Origin of the sequence: uncultured Lutibacter sp. (genome assembly GCF_947495725.1) — a bacterium.
Classification (GTDB): Bacteria; Bacteroidota; Bacteroidia; order Flavobacteriales; family Flavobacteriaceae; genus Lutibacter.
In genome coordinates this window covers 342925-366267 of the sequence record NZ_CANLZZ010000002.1, presented here as the reverse complement: position 1 = coordinate 366267, position 23343 = coordinate 342925, and the positions used below count along the sequence as shown (strand labels likewise).

The window sequence follows — 23343 nt, the reverse complement described above, 5'->3', positions numbered from 1 at the left end:
TTCTTATTTGGTATTTAACCAACTTAACACTTCATTAGTAATTTTAGGAGGTGCAATTTTGTGTCCACCTTCGTGTGAAAAATGTTTTACTTCACAATTATTTTTTATCAAGGTTTTAGAATCAATTTCTTTCCATTTGTTTGCTCCTTTATCTTTTTCTCCGTTTACAACTGCAACATACATACCCGATTGATATTCTTTATCCTGAAAATCTTTACCTCCAAGCCATCCTCCATAGGCAATTACACCTGCATAAGTTTCAGGTCTTCTGGTTGTTAAACTGTAAGCTCTCATAGCACCTCCAGAAAACCCAGCTAAATAAATTCTGTTTGAATTATGTGGAATATTTTTTAGAATATCATCCATTACTTCATCTTCCATTTTTTGTTCTAATGCTACATCCTTCATTCCGTTTTTAAGCTTATCACAACCAACTAATATCCAACCAAATTTCTCAGCGCTTTCTCTCATTTGATTTAAAATTCCAGCTCCGTTTCCAGCTGGACTAAATGCAATAATTATAGGTGATAATTTATTTTTTGAATATGAAGTAGGTGTATAAACATTGTAAATCATATTGGTTTTACCTAATGCCTTAATTCGTATTGTTGAGCCTGGCTTTAATGACTTTAAACCTTGAAATGGCCTTACATTTAACTTCTTCTCTATATTAAAAAAGGAAGTTGCAAAAGCAATCCCTAATCGTTTTTGTCCGTCTGTATTATAATGTACATTATCCGTATGTTTTGGAAAATCGCTCCAAATAGTATCTGTTGAAGTTTTTATTATTGCAGAATAATAATCTTGATACACGGCATTTAACATGCCTTTTCTTACCATTCCAGCACCACCTTCAACTCCATATCTCGAATTTATTTGACCTACAACAAATGGCATTTCAGGAGATTTAAACTCAATTCTATATGCTTTAATTAAAGCCTTTAAATTATTTCGATAGCCTTTAGCCGATACTTCTAAAATCGCGTCATTTTCACCTTGCATCCAAGCTAAACCAATTATCTCAAAGCTTTTTCCTTTTGCTTCTAGTTCTTTTAAGTTTTTACGAATATCTGCTATATGCATTTCATATAGCTTTAAGTTTTGCTTAAACTCACCTTTCTCAATTGCTTTTGCTTTCTCGGCTGTCCAATCAGGACTCCAAGCACCATACAAAGCTGTTCCACCTTGTGATCTTTTAATTAGCAAATACTCATTTGTTGGATTTTTTTCAGCTAAGGTTAAGCCTAAAAATAATTCAGGCCCAAAACGCTTGGTGAAATTGTACTTTTCTGAAGGCTTATTGTTGAAATAAGATAATGGTTTAGCTTCTGAACCATTAAAACTTAAAGAAACCCTGCTAGAAATTTTCTCGATTCTTTTTTGAAATTCCTCATCGAGTTCATCATAATTTCCTGCTCCCGCCATATTAGATTGACCTGCCAACAAAACTACTTGTACCTTATTAGAAACATTAATTGATTCTTGACCCTCTACTTTACAGTTAACTATAACTAGTGCACTAAATAGTATTGCAATTTTTAAAAATTTCATTATTTCAAATTTTTAAAACCTTTATTTCTTTTAATTTTTAATTTTCTTGAAGATTTCTTATCAACTTTTAATGAGTATTCCGTTGAACCTTCGTAGGTGTTTTTTGAAATTTCTACATTATTACAATTAATTAAATCGAATATTGGTGCATTTGGATATAACGCAGCTCCTTGACTTTTATCTTGTATGATTTTATTTCCAGTTATTTTCAATCCATCAACTCTATCTGCTATAATAATTCTACTATCAAAAGTTCTAATTGTATTGTTTTCAAAACGGATATTTTTATCATATAACTCCGTAACATCAAATGATTTTGCTAAACGCGGAGTTACATACATTACTGCGTGTTCTGCTCCACTATAAGCCACATAATTGAAATTATTGTTCCTAATTAAAACATCTTGTACCGCACCAGATTCATACCAAAAGTAAGTTTCTCCACGAAATAAAATTGAAGACATCATGGAAGAAAGCTCATTGTTCTCAATCACAATTTTCTTAGGTGTTTTAATAATAATATTTCTGGCTCTATGATTTCTAATTGTATTTCCTCGCATTGTAAATACCGGATTCCAAGTTTTGTTTTCTATAATATCGCCTTCAACCAATTTAGAAGGTATTTTATTTTTGAAGGTTAAATCAGTAAACTTATCATTAACATATTTCACTTTTGAAACTACATTTTTACTTGCTCTTTTTGGGCTTGGATTGTGAATAAACCATACCTCATCTTTTACACCGGCAAACTCAAAACCCATTTGTTCAAAATGACCTAATCCAACCCTAACGGTATAATCATTTATTATTTTATCAACTTTTACGTAGGTTCCATGTACATTTGTACCATCATCTAACATATTTTCGAAACGACAATCTTCAATTAAAATTTCACCTTTACAGTTTGCAAAATGAGTTGCGTCAGCAATAGAAGAAACCACTCTGTTTGTTCCTTTTTTCAAGTAAACTCCACAATTTAGAATATTAATATCTGAAGTTCTTTCAAACAAAAACCCCATTCCAAGTGCATGGTGTACAACCGCATTTTTAAAAAAGACATTGCTAGAGTTTGTTACCTGAAATGCAGGAGCATATCTATTTTGTTCGTGTGGTCCTTTTGAGTGTAATATTGTTCCAATTGCTGGGTAATGTTTTAATGGCTCGTGAAATCTTAAAATTCCGTTTGGTCTTTTTTCTACCCAACGAGGTCGGCTACTTATATCCCAAGCTCCGTGTGCAACAGCCTTTGTTTCTTTATCAAACGCTAGCGTGCTTCCCATTTCTGAAAAGTGAAAGTGATTGATATTAGGAAAAGTGATTCGTCCTTTGTTTAAAGACCAAGAAAAACCTTCAGTAAAAGGCTTAATATCTCTCCATCCTTCCTCTTCATTTATAGCAACAACTTCTCCTTGAAAAGAAAAAGGAATATCCCAATCTATTGATACATTTTTTACCTCAATTTTTTTACATTTATTAAATTGAAAAGGTGCTACTTGTCCGCTAAAAATAAAATCGGAACCATTACCATCAATTGCCACCGAATTAAACCCTTCAAATCTAAAAATTATTTTTTTTAATCCATTACCATGATTTGTAATAAAACAATATTTATCCATGGCGTAATCTGCAAGAAATTGATAAGTTCCTTTCTCAAAAACCAACTTAATATCTTTGCCTTTAAAGCCTTCAATAGCCTCTCTAACCACCGAAGTCATATCACCTTCTTTATGTTTTATTTTTATTATTTCAGAGGCGTATGTTTGAATTGAAATACTTAAAAACAATATTGAAATTAGCGCAATAAATTTATTTTTCATTTTAAATATGTTATAATTAATGTATTATAAGTTTACTCCTGTTCCTTGCATTGAAGAATCATGGCTCCACATAATTTGCCAAGGATCTCTTGTTTTTTGTTGAAAAGTTTTCAATTTATCTTTTAATGAATTTAATATATCTGAAAATTCATTATCTGTAGCTAAATTGTTCATTTCGTCCGGATCTTTATCTAAATCGTATAGTTCAAATTCTGGTCTAAATAAATAGTCATCTACTTTTTTAGGTCCATAATATTCAATATTGTTTCTGTAAATACTTTGCCAAGTTGAAGAAGCCCATAAATCCGATGCAAATGGATATTCTAAACGCCAGGCAATGTTCCAAATTAATTTGTAATTATTACTTCTAACAACACGCATTGGATAATACATTGTAATTTCGTGAAAGGTATGAGATGCATATACCTCATTCCAATCTTTTGGATTTTCTTCAGATAAAATACTTTTGAAAGACTTTCCGTGAAAATCTTTTTCATTGTAACTAACCTTGGCCATATCTAAAATAGTAGGTGTTAAATCTACCCAAGAAATCATAGCATTGTTTGTACTTACCTTATTTGAATTTGTTGGGTCTTTAATAATACAAGGCAACTTAATTCCTGGCTCATGAACAGTTGTTTTTGCTCCTGGAAATGCCATTCCATTATCTGAAATATACATAACAATTGTGTTATCAGCTTTTCCTGTTTCTTGTAACATTTTCATAAGCTTACCAAAACCTTGATCTATACGTGAAACACTTTGATAATACTGTGCAATTTCTTCTCTACTTTCCTTTGTGTCTGGTAAAAAACTAGGCACTAAAACATCTTTTGGATCGTAAACAACTGTTTCAACACCTTTATAACCTTCTACTTTGTTCCCAAAACTATTTGGATCATTCCATTGCTCAGGTTCAAATGGATGTCCTCTATGCGGATCATCAGTACAAAAATATAAAAAGAATGGTTTGTCTGAATTTAAAACATTTCCGCATTTTTCGGCCATTTCAACTGTATTTCTTGGGTCGGCTTCTAAAACTGTATTGAAATGATATACTGTTTCTGGGGCAACATGGTATTTACCAATTCGAGCAGTTTCATAACCATCTTCTTCCAATAATATTGGCAATGATTTTACGTTATCAAATGTACTAAAGTGATGATAATCATGAACGTGACCATAAGAACCTGTTGCATGACCAAATTTACCTGATAAAATTACCGATCTACTAGCTGCGCAACTTGCACTTGTACAATATGCATTTTTAAAAATTGTTCCTTCAGCTGCTAATTGATCTAGATTTGGAGTTTTAATAACCTCATTTCCATAACAACCTAAAGCATCTGTACCGTGATCATCGGCCACAAAAAGAATAATATTTGGTTGGTTTTGTTTTTTAACTACTTGCTCTGGTGCCTTTTTTTCAGCACAACTAGTAAACACTAGTACCGTAACTACTAATAAAGCTTGTATTGTTTTTAACATTTTTATTTTTTTTTATCAATTCTGATTTCATTCAAAAATAATCAAACACTTTTCTATAGTCTAATAATTAATTCAAATAAATATTTCACAAGGTATAAACTCTCCTAATTATTTACTTTCTCAATTTTAGCCTTAGTAAACTATTTTTTACCTTTTATTTTAATTCATTTTTTAATTCAACATCTATAAATCTAAATCCTCCTAAAGGAATATTTATTGTTGTTGAAGCTTTTGTTTGTTGAAATTCTTCGCCACTTAAAATATCTTTAATTTTAACTGGCGTTATTGTGTTGAATTTTACAATAGCCTCGCTTTTTTCAGGGTTTACATAACCATTATCTATTAAGGTTAAGCGTAAATTATTTGGCGATGTTTGAGCAACTACCCAAGCAACATCGCCACTTACAGTAATTGGTAATTTTTTGGCTGATTGTTTAATATCATTTTCAATTACTTTGTAATACTCATCAGCTTTAAAAGTTTGTTTTCCATCAGCTGAATAATAATTACGTCCATCAGTTATGTACTCCTTCATAATGTTTTTATATAAAGGATGTAAATTGTTCGATAACTTTCCTCTAACCGCATCTTTTTGAGCAAAAACACCTTGTTGAGGTGGTGTAATTAACACCAATCCATTTTGGTAAGGTGCTAAAAAGTTCAATCTTCTTTCTTTAACACCTGCAGCGTATTTAGAAAAATCCCAGTCTGTTACTGGTGCTCCTGGCCAAGTACCGTTTAATCTACTTAATACAAAAGGATTATTATTTTCAAACTCTTCATTATAAAAAACGCTCCATTTTACGTTTGAACCATCGTCTATAAAATGTGGATCTGGGTCTTTCATACTTATATGAATAGTGGAAAAACTTAAAATCTCATTTCTTTCTGGAACATACAATGCACCTTTTGCAATCAATTCCCAATAAACACTCATATACTCCTGATCTATAGAAAAATTATTGATGAATTGTGCTCCATAAGAAGTATGAAAAATCAACATTCTTAAAAAATGATTTGGCAATCTTTGGTAACCTAATTGCCTAGATCTATCAAATGCTGTATTATCTGGAACAGCTCTTGTACCCCAATTATTTACAACCCCACTAGACCATAACCCTAAACGACCTGCTAAACTTAATTCCATAGATTTATCGGTAGTTTCTTCCATTGACGGCACAAAAACATCTGCAAATTCTCCTGACATTAATCTTTTCCAAGGCTCTAAATAACAAGTTCCCAACCAAGCATTGTGTTTGTTTCTTAAAAAAATATTTCCGTTTCTAGTTTTTGCATATTCAGCTAATGGGTATGCTAAATCATTTACTAAATACATAGCGTTTTCAGTATGATCTTCCATCTCTGGATAAATTAATACTGTTTTTTTATTTTCGCTATTTGCTTTATCAAGCACTTTTTTTGTAGTATTTATATTGAACATATAAGGATCATTTCCATGACCTGCCCAATAAGCAATTCCAGGAGCATCTTTTAACTTCCCTGTTATTTGATTGTATGCCTCATCACTTGTTAACGTGTACCTTTTTCTTCTATCTCTAGAGTTTTTATATTTTTCATTTGGCACATTAGATCTATCCCAATTCTCAACATTTTTCATATTTAAAGAGTTCAAAAAATATGGATTTTGATATTTATAAAATAAATTATTTTTAAGACTTTCTAAATTACTAGGTATTTTTTCTGTCATCAAATATACTTTTTGAGATTTGTTTTCCGATACAGGTTTTGTATATTTTTTAAGATTGGCTTTAATCTCATTTGTATTTTTAAGAATTGTAGTAATTTTCCCTTTTGGGACTAAATTTTTAAAACTTTTCTTCCATTTTGGATTGTCTAAATCTATAATATGAATAGCACTTCCTCCACTTTGGCTACTTGCAAAAGCAACCTTATTTGTATTTGGTATTTTACAGATGTCATTGTATGCATATTTACCTACAATTCTTTCCAAATCTTTTTCAGATGCACCTGGTTCATACAAATGTATTTTACTTCCGGCTCTTGTAAAATACATGTTTTTCCCATTTTGGCTCACAACTTCAGTTTGACTAATATCATAACCAAATGATATTTTTGTTATTTTATTAAAAGAAAATTGGTCGTTTTTAGTGTTAAACGTTGATACAACCATATCCTGAACGTGCGCAGAAGCCCCTAAAACTACTTCTTGAAAACCATCATTATCATAATCAACAATCTTTAAATCGCCAATTGGCCTTAATTTGAATTTTTCCTTTGTTGATTTATTTCTTTTAATAGCTTTTGTCTTAAAAGGAAGATCATCTAAAGGATTAAAAAAATATAAAGTTCCAACATTTTGCATATGATTATTGGTACCTAAAGCAACTAGTGTTTCTTTACCATCAGGTTTTTTAATAGTTCTGATAAAGTTTGACATACTTTCATTTCCTTCTGGCACTCTTTTACCTTTAAATTTTCGAGTCTTTTCTATAGAAAATGTTCTAAAATCTATTTTTTTCAAGAATTCACCTTTGGCAGTTAAATAGTAAATATTTGTATCAAAACCTCCAGCAACAACATACATTTTATCATCCTTTTTTATTGCAGAAACCGCAAACATAGGAGCAGAGTTTATTGAAAACTTCCATAATAATTTTCCTTTTGAATTTAAACAATAAATAGTTCCGTCTGCATTTGCTGCTAAAATTTCATCATTACCATCATTGTCTAAATCTCTTATATAAATATCATGATTTGTAAAACCTGAGAGTTTATTCTTCCAAAGCACTTTTCCTTTATAATTAACTCCTAAAACAGTTCCCTCATAACTAGAGGCAACTATATAAGATTTCCCTTTATTTTGGGCTGTTCTAACTTTTAAAATTGTAAAGTCAGTTTCAATGCTAACAATTGCTGGATCTGCAATTAATTCACTTTTAAAATTAAAAGTATTTGCATTTAAAATTGATGTAAAAAACATCAAAAACACTAAGTAACTGTATTTTTTCATAAAATATTATTCGAGAGGTTTATCTAATTCTATATCTATAAATCTGAACATTCCACAAGGAATGTTAATGTTTACTTGTTTTGTTTTATTTATTTCAAAATTCTTGCCATTTAAAATATCAACTATTTTTTTAGGCTTAATGTTATTAAAAGTTACGTTTGCTACCCTATTATTTGGATTTAAATAGCCATTATCAATAATGGTTAATCGTAAATGTTTTGGTGAAGTTTGGGCAACTACCCAAGCAACATCACCTTCAACAGTAATTGGCAATAGCTTTGCATTTTCTTTTATACTATTTTCAACTGTTTTATAATAGGTATCTGGAGGAAATTTATCCTTTCCATCTTTTGAGAAATAGTCTTTCCCATCGGTTAAATACTCTTTCATTATATTTTTATACATAGGATGCAAATGATCTGTTAGCTTCCCACGAGGAGCATCAACATCAGCAAAAACACCTTCTTGCGGAGGAGTAATTAACACCATTCCATTTTTATATGGAGCTAAAAAGTTCAATCTTCTATCTTTTACACCTGCAGCATAGTTGGAAAAATCCCATTCTGTTACTGCTGCTCCAGGCCAAGATCCGTTTAATCTACTAAAAACAAAAGGATTGTTTTCTTCAAAGTTTTGATTGTAAAAAGTAGTCCATTTGGTATTGCTACTTTCCTCCAAAAAATGTTCATTTGGTGAAAGCATACTTAAATGTATTGGAGAAAAACTCACAATTTCTGATCTCTTTGGAACGTATAAAGCTCCTTTTGCAATAAGCTCCCAAAGCAAACTCATGTACTCTTGATCTACTGGAAAATTATGTAAATACTGCGCACCATATGAAATTTGATACACCATTGTACGTAAAAAATGGTTTGGTAACATTTGGTGAGAATGCTGTCTTAATCTATCATAACTCGTATTATCTCTTGCGCAACGTGAACCCCAACTGTCTGTTGCTCCACTTGTCCAAATACCTAATCTAGAAGCTAAACTTAACTCCATAGATTTATCAGTAGTTTCTTCCATTGAAGGAACAAAAACATTTGAAAATTCACCTGAAAGCAAACGAGACCACATTGGTAAATACACATTTGCTTGCCAAAATGAATGTTTTGTTCGCACATAAATTTGTCCGTTTTTTTTCTTTGCATGTGCTGCTAATGGGTAAAAATAATCTTCCATTACATAGGCAAAATTATCTGAATGATCTTCTAACTCCGGAAAAATCTGAACCGTTTTTTTTCCGTTAGCACCATCTAATATTTTTTTATTTGTACTTAATTGATACATATACGGATCATTACCATGTCCACCCCAATAAGATATTCCTTGAGCATTTTTATACTTTGGAAGTATTTTAGCCAATATTTCATCCTGACTTAAAATGTATTTCATTCTTCCATCTCGCCTCTTTTTATATCTTTCATTTAAAATCCCAGACCTATCCCATTTTTCTTTATCAGAACCTGCTCCATTTAAAAACACAGGGCTCGAATAATTTGTTTTTATATCTTCAACCAAACTTTTTACTGTACTTGGTATGTTTTCAGACATAAAATAAACAGGTAAAGGCTTTCGCTCATTATTTGAAGCTTTATACTTCTTTAAGTTAGTGCGAAGTGATTTTGAATTCTTTAAAATCTTAGCAATTTTTCCTTTAGGTTCTAGATTACTATAAGCTGTTTTCCAATTTTTATTTTCAGTATTAATTATATGAATACAGCTTCCGCCGCTTTGAGCACTTGCCAATACTATATTTCCAGTTTTTTCATCCTTCCACATATCATTAAACGAGTACTTAGCTGCTAAAACCTCTGTATTATTCAAGTTGAAATCTAAAGGCACCAATAAAACTCTTGCACCAAATAACACAAAATATTTTCGCTCTCCATTGTCTGAAATCACTTCTGGTTGAGCTATTCGATATCCAAATTTATCAATTCCATTTTTTATAGCATTAATATCAAATTGGTGTTGTTTTTCGTTATCCAAATCCACTTTAAGTAAACTTGCAGTATGAACCATTCCTGTGCTTCCTGCAATTAATTCTTCATTCCCATCGTTATTAGAATCTATTACACGTAATTCACCTAAAGGTCTTTTACCTTCTAATTTTAGAATTTTATATGGTTTATTCTCTAAAGGATTAAATAAATACACCGAGCCTCTGGCCTGCAAAGCCATAGTATGAATAACACCGTGTACTGCTAAAATTTCTTTACCATTTGCCTTTTTAACTTTTCTAATAAAATTAGGAATATGACAAGTACTATCTGGAATTGCCTTTGGATATGGTTGCCAAGGACTTTGAACAGAATAATTATAAGACGAAATTTCTTTTATTTGTTTTCCTTTTGAATTTAAATAGTAGATACTTTTATCATATCCGCCACAAACCACATAATTCTCATTTCCTTTTTTAATAGTACATACCGAATACATTGGAGCATCATTTTGTTTAAATTTCCAGAGTAACTCTCCGTTATTATTTAAACAGTAAACAGTTCCGTTTGCGTTTGCAACTAAAATTTCATCAATACCATTACCCGTAATATCTTCGCACCATAAATCGTGGTTCATAAATCCTGAAAGTTTATTCTCCCACAATACTTCACCAATATGTGAGACACCTAATACTGTACCTTCATAGCTGGAACCAATTATATATGATTCGTCGGTGTTTTGAACAGTTCTAACTTTTGAAATTGTATAACCTGTTTCTATGCTAATAATCTCTTTGTTTAAATTAGTTTTTTTCGTTTGCGCAGGCAGATTATACTGAATTGCACTCAATACACCAACAGATATTAAAAGTAGCTGAATTTTTAAAAAAGTTTTTTTTGATTTCATTTGGTAGTTATTGAATAATAATTTTTTTGGTGATTACCTTTTCTCCAAGAGTCATTTTTAAAAAATAAAACCCTTCATTTAAACTAGAAATATCAACATCAACGTTATTTGTATTACTTTTTGAAAATTTTTTAACCAATGTTCCTGAACTGGAAAACAGTTCAATTTTTTTTATAATTTCTGCACTTATAACAGTTATAAAACTTGATGCAGGATTAGGGTAAATACTTACAAAATAATCTCCTTTTATTTTTTCTGAAAATACCCCTTCACATTCTTTGGCCGATTTAACCTCAATTAAATCTCCGTTTTTTGAATTGATTTCTATGTTATTTGAATAAGTCTTAAATTCTTCTTTTCCGTTTACAAAAACACTAAAAGGTTTTGTACCATTAAAAATTTCAATAGCTGTTTTGCTAAATGAAGATGAAGATTTTCCCGAAATTTCTGGTACTTCATCTATTTGTATGTTAAAACATTGTTCAAAATCTTTATTTTTAACTATTATACAAGCTAAATAATTTCCTGGGGTTATATTTTCCAGCTTAAATTCTTTTGTGAAATTATACTCTTTATTGTTAAAATTCAATATGTAATTCTCTTCGGTCTTTGTTTTAATTACTAAAGAACCATTATTTTTATTTACACAAGTTTCTCCTTTAATTTCCATTGAAAAATTATCAATAGACTCATAAGAACTGCAATCATAATTCACAAACTCTTCAGGAATTATGGGTTCTTGAAATTCAAATCCAATAGCTTCAATAGGATCTTCAATTATTATTGACGATTTACCTTTATTACATTGATAATTTGCATCATTTAAAACGGCTGCTATTGATGGACCAATGTAAATATCACTGTCATATGAACTTTTTGCAGTTGGATCTTCTATTTCAGAAGGATAATATCCAAAGTGCTTAGATTTTAATTCGGCTTGATTTCCAAAAGTAGCTTTCACATCCTTTATTCTAACAGATTCAAATGTTCCATCTATCAATCCTATTGTTTGATCATATTTATTTGAAACAAAACCACCTTCAACTCTCACTGCAAAACCCGCTCCATTAGAAACAACACCTTCAACATCAACCGAACCATTATGCATTGCATGAGGAGAAATCATAACTGCACTATTTCCATTTGTACAAGAAATGTTTCTACCAACTAATTTATCTATTCCTCCAACTCTTGGTTCTCCAACAACTTGTAAATTATTTAACCCTGTAAATCCTGTTTCCATTCGTAAAGTAGCACCTCCTAAACCATGTAAATCTTTAAACAAAATATTAGATGCAGATTGTGTTTGCACAACTCCATATCCATAATGAGCATTTAAATTGTGAATATTTTTTACGATACCATTTTTTGGAAAAGCATAAACATCATTATAAAAATCACCTCCCATTGTTACAACTGAAAATTTGGTGTAATCATCTTCCACAACGAAATTTGCAATCATAAAGTTAAATACATTTCCACAATTAAAAACAGACACATTTGGGTTGTTATTTTGGGTTAAATCAATGTTAACTCTAGTTCCGTTTTCGCCTCGAATACTTACATTTTCAATTGGACCTGTTCCACTTCCCAATTTAAAAATGCTGTAATTCTTTTGATTATTTCTGAAACTTGGACGAATAACCGCTTCGCTATCAATTACAATATGAACATTCGATTTTAGAAAAATATCCGACAACGAATAATTTCCTTTTTCTACAATTAACGTTCCTCCCCCATTTGAAGAAATTTCGTCAACTGCCTGTTGAAATTTTACACTATCATCTGTCGAAAAATCATTATCAACTCCATAATCCGAAATTAAATTTTTATCAAAGTTCGCATTAGAAACTTCAGTATAAAAATTAGTTTCATCATCATTAATTTGAGCGACTATTAACTGTACACTAAAAAGCATTGCAATTAATATTCCAATTAAATTTTTATTATGCTTCATTTTAAAATTCGACTTGTATATTATTTTATAAAATAACAACTCTTTTAAAAATGCTTTGTATGTGCCAATTTATTTAGTGTATGTGTGGGTAAAAATGAAAAAAAGGAAGTTAGAAACTTCCTTTTTTATAACATATTAATCAAACAAAATAATATGTAAATCTAATATTAACTAAATAATCACTTTTATCTAAACATAAAAGCATTTAAATTTTATGAAGTTCAAAAATACCAATTGTTCAACCTATTTGTGTAGTTTTAAATAAATTAGTTGTAGCTGCGCGTAAAAAAAAAGGCTGTTTAAAAAGTAGTTGAAACCTTCATTCTGAATTTATTTCAGGTTGACGAAAACTTCACTTTTCAAACAGCCTCGTTTCATATCTATTAAAACAAGTACTTATTTAACTTGTATTTTCTTACTATAGAATTTACCATCCGATTGTACTTTAACAATATACAATCCGCTAGATAATTCTGCAACTGGCAATCTGAAACTCTTTTCTGCGTTCGAAACAGATTTTACCTTCACTCCCATTAAATTATAAATTCCAACTTCACTTCCATACGGACATTCAATGTTTAATTGACTAGAGGTTGGATTTGGATATATATTAACGCCTTCTAATTGTTGGTAATCTTCTATACCTGCAACATTATCATAAACTAAATAGCCATTCACTTGAATAATCGGATTTGTAGGAGTGGCTCCATCTATTGTTATTGCGCTCAATTGAGCTGTTGTTAATGCTGTACCCCCAATTTTTATATCCCAATTTTTAAAGCCTACAATATTAAGTGTACCAATCCAAGTACCTTCAGTACTACTAAAAACAACCTCAGTAACACTTGAAGCTAATTCAAAAGTAAGTGATGTACTAGTATTAGCCAACTTAAGTAAACCCATATTAGTTTGATCGGCATTAAAAACCACAGTATTCTCTCCATCAGCACTATTCAGAACTCCTTCAAAGGAATTCTTCCCATTTAGAGTTAATGTTGCACTAGCCCCTGCAGTCCCATCTTGAAATTTAAATACTCCTCCAGAAGGCATAAATAATTTTGGTCCAATAATATTAGAAACAATATCATCTTTAAAAACCCTCATTTCAGACAAAAACCCAGTATTATCTGCGGTATTGCTAAACTCTATAGCTCCATTTGCTGTTGAATTAGAACCATTAAAAACAAAAATACTTTTACCGTTACTTATTAAATCCCCATTAAAAATAATTGGGTTAACGGCGTTATTATTTTCAACAACAATTCTTTCGCTTAATGTTACTGTTTTTCCTTGAGCAAATATTAACTGATTATTTACATCTGTTGATGTAGTGATTTTCCCTGCAGTCAAATTTAAATCAATGTCACAATCTATCGTCAAAACCCCATCAATATTTGGATCAATCAATCTAACATCTGACGACCCGTTAATTGTCAAAGCAAAATCACCTGGTGAGGTAATAGAATAATCGGCAACCTCAAAACCCGTACTTAAATTTTCAATTGAAGAAGTGGCATCAAGAACAGGGCTTCCGGCTAATGAAGCGATACCGGTTACAACTCTAGACCCATTCCAATTTAATCCGTTAGACCAATTACTATTTGCAACATCTCCGTTATCAAAAATTCCATCATCAATAAGTTCTAGTTCAATATCATCCAAATAAATTGAACCTGTACCAGATGCAGGGAAATCAAAATATTGAATTCTCATCCATGCATCATCATCACCTGGATCTATGGTGATCTCAGTTCCAATTTGCGTCCAAGTATTTATGCCTACTCCTGAAATATTGATTGCATTGTAATTTGACATACCAGAGATGTCATCAGCATCAATAGACAATTGAATTTTATTAGGACCTTCATCTACAATATAAACCCAAGCTGAAAAATAATAATTACCCGCCTCTATTTGAAAATCTCCATCTGGGCCAAAGTAAGTATTTAACTGTGCATCTCCCGTCGTACTCGCCCCATTATAAGCAAAAGTAGAAATCACACTTCTTGACCCGCTTACAAAAGCGTTATCTGAAGTTGAGGGAATAGTCCCTGTAGCCGTTGAAAATCCAGCTACCCCATCTGCCCAGTCTTCCCAAGCATATGTACCATCTCCTTGATCTTCAAAACCAAATGCTTGTGCATTTAATATTGGCGTTGCATTGGTTTGAGCAATCGCTTCCATTTGCCAACCACAAATAGCCACAAATAATATCAAAAATTTTCTAAGTAATTTTATATCCATATTTAATGAATTTTAAAAATGGGGCTCGATTAATAAAAAATTTGAGGGGTAATGTAAATATATAAATTATATGTATTTTTAATGTATCCATCAATAATTTATCTGTAATTCTCAGTAAACAATAGATTAAGAAAATTTATTTTATTAACACAGGCCTATTATAATTTTTATCTTTTGAAATTATTTTTAAATAATAAACTCCAGTGGTTAAATTACTTATATTAATGGAATTTAATGTGCTAGACCGGTCTATTCTTTTAACTAAAGCCCCTAAACTATTGTATAGGTGAATTGTGCTATTTTCAAAAGCTCTAACATTTAGTATTTCATTTACTGGGTTTGGATACACCAAAATATCTTCTTGCAGTGCTATTTTTTTAGTCAATAAGCCTTCGCATTTTATGTTGGTTGTTACTTCTAAAAAATCTCCTGGAATTACAGCAATTTCAAAATTATTAATTGAGGTTTGTAAAACGGTTTTTCCATTTAACTTTATATTAAACGGCGGTGTACCTTCATTAATTTCAACACTTGCTTTATTTGCGTTAATTGTAGTTTTTCCTGAAATCGTATTTCCTTCTACTATTTTTATATTGAAACACTGCTCAAAACTACCTTCAGTTGCAGAAATGCACAATTTATAATCGCCAGGTTTAATATTTTCTAATGTAGTTTCACTTGTGAAACTTCCTTTGTCAATTCCATTGAGTAAAATTGCATAATTTCTTGAAGATGCTGCTTTTATTTCAATTCTACCATTGTCTTTATCAACGCAAGTTTCACCTACTGTTTGTATTGTAAATTTATCTTCAATATTTTCTTTTAATCTTAAGCTAATATCATCTATGTAAAAATTTCCTTCTCCAACTCCAAATATAATGTCCTCAATTAATTGAATTATAAAAGTTCCGTTTTCTACTTTTTCTGAAATTGAGAATTCTTGAGATAGATCAACCCATTTCTCAATTTCAACATCTCCAAAATTCCAAGTAATGGACTTTCCAATCGGATTTATTATTGTTTTTATTCCTTCCACAAAACTATTAGGTTCTATCCAAACTTTTATTGAAAGTTCATAATCACCTTTATCTAAATCTATTTTAGCTGGTGCAACTGAATTTATTTTGTAAATAATTTCGTCATATTTTTGCGCATACAATTGATTGTACAATAATTGAAAGATGAATAATCCCAAAAAACTGATATGTTTGCTATATAATTTCATTCTTTATATCATATTAAAACGGGCTTGATAATTCTATATCTAAAAATCGAAACGCCCCACTTGGAATATCAACATTTATCATTGAGTTTGAAGGACTAAATGTTTTACCATCTAGAAGATCCACAATTTTTTTAGGCTCTATATTATTAAAACTTACAGATGCATTTCTATCATCAGGATTTATATAGCCATTATCTATAATTGTTAACCGTAAATGAGTTGGCGATGTTTGGGCAACTACCCAAGCCACATCTCCTGAAACTGTAATTGGTAATTTTGATGCATTATCTTTAATGTCAGATTCAATAGTTTTATAATAAGTATCTGCAGCGTATGTTTGATTTCCGTCTGACGAATAATAATGATGACCATCGGTGTAATACTCCTTCATTATATTTTTATAAAACGGATGTAAATAATCGGTTAATTTTCCTCTAATTGCATCTTTATCTGCAAAAGTTCCCTTTTGTGGCGGCGTAATTAAAACCATTCCATTTTTATAAGTTGGTAAAAAGTTTAATCTTCGCTCTTTTGTATTGGCTGCATAACTCGAAAAATCCCACTCATTTATTGGTGCTCCTGGCCACGAACCATTCATTCTACTAAATACAAATTTATTGCTATCTTCAAATTGCTGATTAAAGTTGGTTAACCATTTTAGCTCCGAACCATCTTCTAAATAATGTTCATCTGGAGAAAGCATACTTAAATGTACTGGAGAAATACTTAAAATCTCAGAACGTTTTGGAACATATAACACTCCCGAAGCTATTAACTTAGCAAACAAATCTGGTTTTGTAAAATTATCGAAATATTGGGCTCCATTTGCAGCAACATAAATTAATTGTCGTAAAAAATGACTACTTAAAGGTTGATCGGAAATTTGACGTAATCGATCAAAACTAGTATTATCTGGGACTGCTCTAGAACCCCAGCTATCAACCGCTCCACTTGCCCAAACTCCCATTCTTCCAGCAATACTCAATTCCATAGTTTTATCTGTTGTTTCTTCCATAGAAGGAACAAAAACATCTGAAAATTCTCCAGACAATAATCTATGCCAATAAGGTAAATAAACGCTTCCTTGCCAAAAAACATTTTTTGACCGAATAAATAACTTTAAATTTTTTCCTTTTCCATAGGTTGCTAACGGGTACATTAAATCATCCATAACAAATTGAAAATCCTCACTGTCATCTTGTATTTCGGGATAAACCAAAACCATTTGTTTTCCAGCTGCGGCATCAATAACTTTTTTTGTAGTTTCTACACTATAAAAATAAGGGTCGTTACCATGTCCTCCCCAATAAGCAATTCCATCTTCGCCAAAATTTGGAATTATGGTATTGAGAACTTCCGTTTCATTTAAAACATATTGCCTTCTTTTATCTCGTTTATCTCTATATTTCTCGTTTGTCATCGCATCGCGATTCCAACTTGCACCGTCCTGTACTTTTGGCATCCAAGGTTGTGGCAGAAATATAGGAGCATTATAAAGACTTGGATCTACACCTGTTTTATTTTCGTGCATCAAATAAATTGATATGGGGTTTCGCTCCCAAACTGGCTTGTTAAAACTAACCAAATCAGATTCAATTTTATTTATGTTTTCTATTACTTTTTGTGTTTTTCCTTTTGGAGAAATTGCAACAAAAGCACTTTTCCAAGTTGGAATTTCAGTATTTAAAATATGAATTTCACTACCTCCACTTTGATTGCTTGCCAAAATAATTTTCCCAGAAGTAGGGTCTTTCCACATATCATTAAATGAATAAGACGAATTCAAAACTTCCGCTTCATTTAAATCCATACTTTGAGGAACTAATAAAATATTTGGACCGTGCAATACAAAATATTGCAGCTCGTCATCGTTTTTAATAATTTCGGGTTGAGAAATACGATATCCTGGCGCTCCAACTTTGTTTCTAATGCTAGAAATTTTAAAATTACTTTGCTGGTTGGATGTTTTAAAGGGATCAAACCTAACTACGCGCGCATCATTTACATGACTACTTGTACCCATCAATATTTCTTGTGTACCATCGCCATCAACATCGCAAATTCTCATTTCTCCTACTGGTTTTCCGGAATCAATTTTAACAGATTCACCTACCAATCCACCAAGCACCTCAATAAAATACATGTTCCCGGTAACCTGCATACTGTTGTTTGTTCCTAAAACAGCTAACATTTCAGAACCATCAGATTTTTTAATTGTTCTAATAAAATTTGCAATATGTGTATTTGAAGGAGCTGTAATCCCAGAGAACACTTTGTTTTCGGAATATGTTGAAGCGTCTAAAGTTTGAACCAGGTTTCCTTCTGAAGATAAATAATATATATTTTTATCAAACCCTCCACAAACTACGTAGGGAGTTTCATTTTTACTGGCTACACAAACCGAATACATTGGTGCATCTGATGGTTTAAATTGCCATAGCTCATCACCTTTGGAATTCAAACAAAATAATGTTCCGTTTGCATTTGCAACAAAAATTTCATCAACTCCATCTCCAGTTATATCATCACACCAAATATCATGATTCATAAAACCCGACAAAGTATTTTCCCAAAGAATCTTACCGTCAAAACGAACAGCTAATAGAGTTCCTTCATAACTTGAAGCCACAATAAATTTATTTTTATTGCTTTTAGCTACTCGAACTTTTAAAATTGTTTTTTGTGTATCAAAACTTATTAAAGGGTTAACTTCGGTTAAAGATGAAAACTTTAAACTAAAATTTCCTGTGGCAGATTTTTCTGAATTGGATTTCCAATTTATATTATTATTGGTTTCCCAACCATTTGTTTCCTTTTCAAATCCATAATAATCTTGATTTAAAAGATTTGTGTTTTGAGCGTTACTGTTTATTGAAGTAATTAATCCAAAAAATAAAATCAGTAAACTCTTTAATTGAAAAAAAGTCATTTCTACAACATTTAATTTAATACATTAAAATTCAGCATTAAAACTTATTACTTTGTAGTTTTAAATATATTAAATGTTTCTAACCGTAAATTAACAACCCTACTCTTTTTTTAATTCTTCTTTTTTAGATTCTGAAGCATATTTTCCTGGAGAAATATTAAAGGTTTCTTTAAAAAGTCGACTAAAGTGTGTTCTACTTTTAAAACCTGTCATACTATAAACTTCGTTTACAGATAGTTTTTTATAACGCAAAAATTCAGCTGCTTTTTTAAGCCTAAAAGCTTTAAGCAACTCAAAAGGAGTTTGATCGGTTAATGCTTTTACTTTTTTATAAAAATGGGTTCTGTTTAAATATAATTCTTTGGCAAAACTATTTAAATCTAAATCCTGATTATCTAGGTTTTTCTCCATTAAATTATAAAGCTTTTCCAAAAAACTAGCATCTTTGGAGCTTTCTATATTGTTTTCAAAATTTAGTGGTAATTCAATTTTAAAACGTTCTCTTAGAGCTTTTCTACTTTTTAACAGTGCTTCGGTTTTTGTTACCAAATATTGAATATTAAATGGTTTTTTAATATAAGAATCTGCTCCGTATTTTAAACCGTGTAGTTCATCTTCTATAGATGTACTTGCCGTTAATAATATTACAGGTATATGACTTGTTTTGATGTCTGATTTAATTTGTTTACATAATTCAAATCCGTTTAACTCTGGCATTAAAACATCACTAATAATAATATCTGGCCATTCGTTTTCTAATGCTTTTAAACATTCTTGTCCGTTTTCGAAAGATTTAACTTCAAAAAAGTTTGAAAGAATTCCAAAAACAAAACCTCTCATTTCACTATTATCTTCTGCAAAAAATATTTTAGCATTTGAAAAACTTCCATCAACTTCAATTCCAGAAATATTAATTTCGTTTTCAAATTCATTGGTTGGAGTATATGTTTTTTCGGCAGTTAAAATTTTTAATTCTGCTTGTTCTTGATCTTTTAAAATAGCATTTTTTACAATTGGTAATACAATTGTAAATTCACTTCCTTCATTTAATTTACTAGTTGCGTTGATATAACCGTAATGCATATCTACAAGTCTTTTGGAAAAAGCCAAACCAATTCCCGAACCTCCAGTATAAGCACCGTGTTTTTTTTGCGATTGATAAAAGCGCTCAAAAATATGTTCTATATCTTCCGTATCAATTCCTCGCCCAGTATCTTTAACGTGTACAATTAAGTTGTTATTCTTACGTTCAAAATCTATTTTAATTGTATCTCCTGATTTTGTGTATTTAAATGCATTATTTAACAAATTATTAAATATCTTCTCTAATTTATCTTTATCTGCTGAAACAAATATTTTCGAATCATTATTTTTTAATTCAAATTCTTTTTTATCAATTTCAGCCATAAACTTAAAATCGGAAACCAATTCTTCAATAAATTCATTAAAACAAAAACTTGTAAAATGCATTTTCAACAAATTAGCATCGGCTCTTTGAAAATCGTGAACCTGATCTATTAATTGAGATATTTTTTTAGACTGACGTTGAATAATTGACAGTTTAGAACTAACATCTTTATTGCTTTTAAACCTATCAGCTAAAATTGAAACCGGACCAGATATTAACGTAAGTGGTGTTTTTATTTCATGTGAAATATTGGAGAAAAATCGCAATTTAGCTTTGTTTAAGTCTTTTACATTATCAATTTCTAATTGTTCAATTTCAACTTTATGATTTAAAGATTGTATTTTTAAAACTACATATACTACAATGTAAATTAATAAACCTAATAGCGATAAATACAGAAAATATGCCAACCCTGTTTTCCAAAATGGAGGCGTTATATTGATTTTTAGTTTTTTAGGAGGAGTCCAGTTTCCAGCGGCATCAGAAGCCATAACATTTAACTCATATTCGCCAGCAGGCAAACCATTGTAATGAATTGTATTTTGATTTGACGGTACTTCAATCCATTCCTCACTAATTGGCAACAATCTATATTTTAAACTATGGTTTTTAGGGTTTGAAAAGTGAAGAGAAATAAGATCTATCGAAAATACATTTTCATTATATTTTAAATTAATTTTTTCAAGTTCCGTTAAACTCGATTGCAATAATATTCTATCGTTTATTGTGTCCCCTGGCTCAATAATATTGTTAAACAGTTTAAATGCTCCAAACTCTAATCTGGGTAGTATTTCTTTGTTCGAAATTTGATCCGGTTCAAAATAACAAAATCCATCAAGCCCAGAAAACACCAATGTTTTTTTCCCAACTGCTTGAGCCGCATACCAAAAATCTTCAAATGGCAAACCGTCCTCTTTGGTAAACCTCCTTACACTAAAATCTTTTATGTTAACTTTATTTAGTCCAATATTTGTGCTTACCCATAAATTATTTTCTTGATCGTATAATATGCTTTTTACAACATTATTTGATAATCCATTTTTTTCTGTTAGAGATAAAAATTCTGGATCTTTTTCGCTGTTAATTACTTTGCAAATTCCTCCTCCTTCGGTACCAATCCATAACTCTTTATTTGGCAACCTTATAATAGACGTTACAAAATTGCTTGATATTGATTTTTTATCATTGTAAGAATTTACATATTGATCAACTTTAATATTTTCTACTTTAACATTCTTATTTTCAAGGCTTAATCTATACAACCCGTCCGAATCGTCGCCAACCCAAATAAAATCATATAAAGGGTCTACATAAATAAATCTAATTAGCGATAATTTATTTTTTTGAAAATATGGATGCTTTTCATTAAGAGATACTATTTTTTGTACATCTCCATCTTTATTAAAAGAAATCCTATGAATATCTGAAGAACTTCCTATCCAAATATTTCCTTTTTCATCTTCCGCAATTGTTCTTGGTTGAATACTGTTGTATTTTTTTGAAAAATCATCAGTAATATTTTCAATTCGTGTGCTGTTGGCCTTTACCCTACATAAACCTTTTACTGAAATTTTAAACCATAAATTCTTTTTTGAATCAACAAAACAGTATCCAACATTTTTTCTTAGGCTTTCGGGTAAATTAAATGGTAGCGGGTCAAATTTTTCTTTACTAATATCAAATATGCCTAAACCGCCTTGACTTGCAGAAACGTAAAATCGATTTTCATCTAGAGTTGATAAACTAAGTAGGTTGTTTGTTTGAATGGCATTTTTAAAATCCATTTCAGTATTAAAACTTCTAAATAAGTTTTCATTTATATCAAATTGAAAAACTCCTTTATTAAAAGTTGTAACCCAGCATCCACTTTTAGTATTAGATGCAATTGAACTTATTCTTGTTACTCCTGATTTTAAGAAAAACCGTGATATTTTATAATCTTTACCCTCTGTAAAAGAAAAAACATTATTTATCTTTACAACACCCTCAGTGGTTGTACCTAACCATAAATTATTCAATTTATCAATTGACAAACTTGAAAACTTATATTCCTTTAATTCAATGCTTTTTAATTTAAATTTTTCCTCAATTGGTTTATAATTTATAAGTGCAACTCCGCTGTTTAAGGTTACCAAAAACGTATTTCTGTTTACTTTTACTAAATCATTTGTTGGAGTATTGACTTCTAGTTTATTATGTAATACTTTTTGAAATTTTCCAGTATTAATATTGAATAACTCTAACCCATTACTAGCACAAAATAAATACTTTTCATTATCAATTTTAAGTCCCGTAAAAAAACTATTCTTGCCCGATTTATAAGAAGTTTTATAACTCCTTATAAATGAATAATCTTCATCAAAAACCATTATACCATTATCTTCAGTAGCACATACAATTAGTTCATTATGTTTATCTACTAAAATTTCTCTAACAATTGGCCCGTTAACACCTTTATTTAAATCATTATTTGAATAAATATTTTTAAACTGCTCTGTTATATAATCGTAAATTGTAATACCTCTATCTGTACCAATCCACAAATTACCATTTGTATCTTCCTTTAAAGATCTAACTCTATTGCTAACTAATAATTTTTCATCAACAGTATTTTTATAAGTTTTTAAACTATAACCATCATATTTATTTAATCCGTCATAGGTTCCAAACCATAAATAACCTTTTGAATCTTCAAGTATTGAAGTAACACCATTATGCGCTAATCCCTCGTATATAGAAAGTTGTCTCGAATATTCCAAATTTGATTCTTGAGAAAACAAACTTGTTATTGAAAATAAGACTATAAAAAATAATTTAAATGTTAATTTTAACATAGAATAAATTTGACATTAAAATAACTTAAATTCATTAAAACTTAACTT

General features: G+C 30.4%; 10 protein-coding genes. All 10 read right to left on the bottom strand.

Translation table 11 applies throughout. The features are described from left to right. Positions 1–3: 3 nt before the first annotated feature. The 10 genes from Q0776_RS05305 to Q0776_RS05260 all read right to left on the bottom strand — a co-directional run bounded on the left by Q0776_RS05305 (position 4) and on the right by Q0776_RS05260 (position 23295). Entirely contained in the window at positions 4–1551 is a 1548-nt protein-coding gene (locus Q0776_RS05305; RefSeq protein ID WP_298365772.1) for a sialate O-acetylesterase, read from the bottom strand. Then, positions 1551–3368 carry a right-handed parallel beta-helix repeat-containing protein gene (locus tag Q0776_RS05300; protein ID WP_298365771.1) on the bottom strand — a complete coding sequence of 606 codons (1818 nt, stop codon included), beginning with the start codon at positions 3366–3368 and terminating at the stop codon, positions 1551–1553. The genes Q0776_RS05305 and Q0776_RS05300 overlap by 1 nt, the downstream gene beginning before the upstream one ends. A gap of 24 nt (positions 3369–3392) precedes the next feature. Further along, positions 3393–4856, bottom strand: coding sequence for a sulfatase (locus Q0776_RS05295; protein ID WP_298365769.1), 1464 nt, complete (start codon positions 4854–4856; stop codon positions 3393–3395). Between the two features lie 154 nt (positions 4857–5010). Then, the gene (locus tag Q0776_RS05290; RefSeq protein ID WP_298365767.1) at positions 5011–7848 is read right to left on the bottom strand and encodes a hypothetical protein; all 2838 of its coding nucleotides are present in this window, start codon (positions 7846–7848) and stop codon (positions 5011–5013) included. Between the two features lie 6 nt (positions 7849–7854). Next, positions 7855–10698: a hypothetical protein gene (locus Q0776_RS05285; RefSeq protein WP_298365765.1), complete on the bottom strand. Its 2844-nt coding sequence runs from the start codon at positions 10696–10698 to the stop codon at positions 7855–7857. Between the two features lie 7 nt (positions 10699–10705). Then, positions 10706–12655, bottom strand: a complete 1950-nt coding sequence (locus Q0776_RS05280) for a T9SS type A sorting domain-containing protein (protein WP_298365763.1) — start codon at positions 12653–12655, stop codon at positions 10706–10708. A 396-nt stretch (positions 12656–13051) separates the two neighbouring features. Continuing rightward, a complete protein-coding gene (locus Q0776_RS05275) occupies positions 13052–14899 on the bottom strand; it encodes a T9SS type A sorting domain-containing protein (protein ID WP_298365761.1) in 1848 nt (615 codons plus the stop codon). Positions 14900–15035: 136 nt separating this feature from the next. After that, positions 15036–16124, bottom strand: coding sequence for a T9SS type A sorting domain-containing protein (locus Q0776_RS05270; RefSeq protein ID WP_298365759.1), 1089 nt, complete (start codon positions 16122–16124; stop codon positions 15036–15038). Positions 16125–16137: 13 nt separating this feature from the next. Next, positions 16138–19053, bottom strand: coding sequence for a PQQ-binding-like beta-propeller repeat protein (locus Q0776_RS05265; protein ID WP_298365758.1), 2916 nt, complete (start codon positions 19051–19053; stop codon positions 16138–16140). Between the two features lie 99 nt (positions 19054–19152). Then, positions 19153–23295 carry a two-component regulator propeller domain-containing protein gene (locus tag Q0776_RS05260; protein WP_298365756.1) on the bottom strand — a complete coding sequence of 1381 codons (4143 nt, stop codon included), beginning with the start codon at positions 23293–23295 and terminating at the stop codon, positions 19153–19155. Positions 23296–23343 lie beyond the last annotated feature (48 nt).

What these genes read in the sequence shown, in the direction of transcription:
- Q0776_RS05305 (WP_298365772.1), bottom strand. Translation starts at nt 1,551, where the DNA reads ATGAAATTTTTAAAAATTGCAATACTATTTAGTGCACTAGTTATAGTT.
- Q0776_RS05300 (WP_298365771.1), bottom strand. Translation starts at nt 3,368, where the DNA reads ATGAAAAATAAATTTATTGCGCTAATTTCAATATTGTTTTTAAGTATT.
- Q0776_RS05295 (WP_298365769.1), bottom strand. Translation starts at nt 4,856, where the DNA reads ATGTTAAAAACAATACAAGCTTTATTAGTAGTTACGGTACTAGTGTTT.
- Q0776_RS05290 (WP_298365767.1), bottom strand. Translation starts at nt 7,848, where the DNA reads ATGAAAAAATACAGTTACTTAGTGTTTTTGATGTTTTTTACATCAATT.
- Q0776_RS05285 (WP_298365765.1), bottom strand. Translation starts at nt 10,698, where the DNA reads ATGAAATCAAAAAAAACTTTTTTAAAAATTCAGCTACTTTTAATATCT.
- Q0776_RS05280 (WP_298365763.1), bottom strand. Translation starts at nt 12,655, where the DNA reads ATGAAGCATAATAAAAATTTAATTGGAATATTAATTGCAATGCTTTTT.
- Q0776_RS05275 (WP_298365761.1), bottom strand. Translation starts at nt 14,899, where the DNA reads ATGGATATAAAATTACTTAGAAAATTTTTGATATTATTTGTGGCTATT.
- Q0776_RS05270 (WP_298365759.1), bottom strand. Translation starts at nt 16,124, where the DNA reads ATGAAATTATATAGCAAACATATCAGTTTTTTGGGATTATTCATCTTT.
- Q0776_RS05265 (WP_298365758.1), bottom strand. Translation starts at nt 19,053, where the DNA reads ATGACTTTTTTTCAATTAAAGAGTTTACTGATTTTATTTTTTGGATTA.
- Q0776_RS05260 (WP_298365756.1), bottom strand. Translation starts at nt 23,295, where the DNA reads ATGTTAAAATTAACATTTAAATTATTTTTTATAGTCTTATTTTCAATA.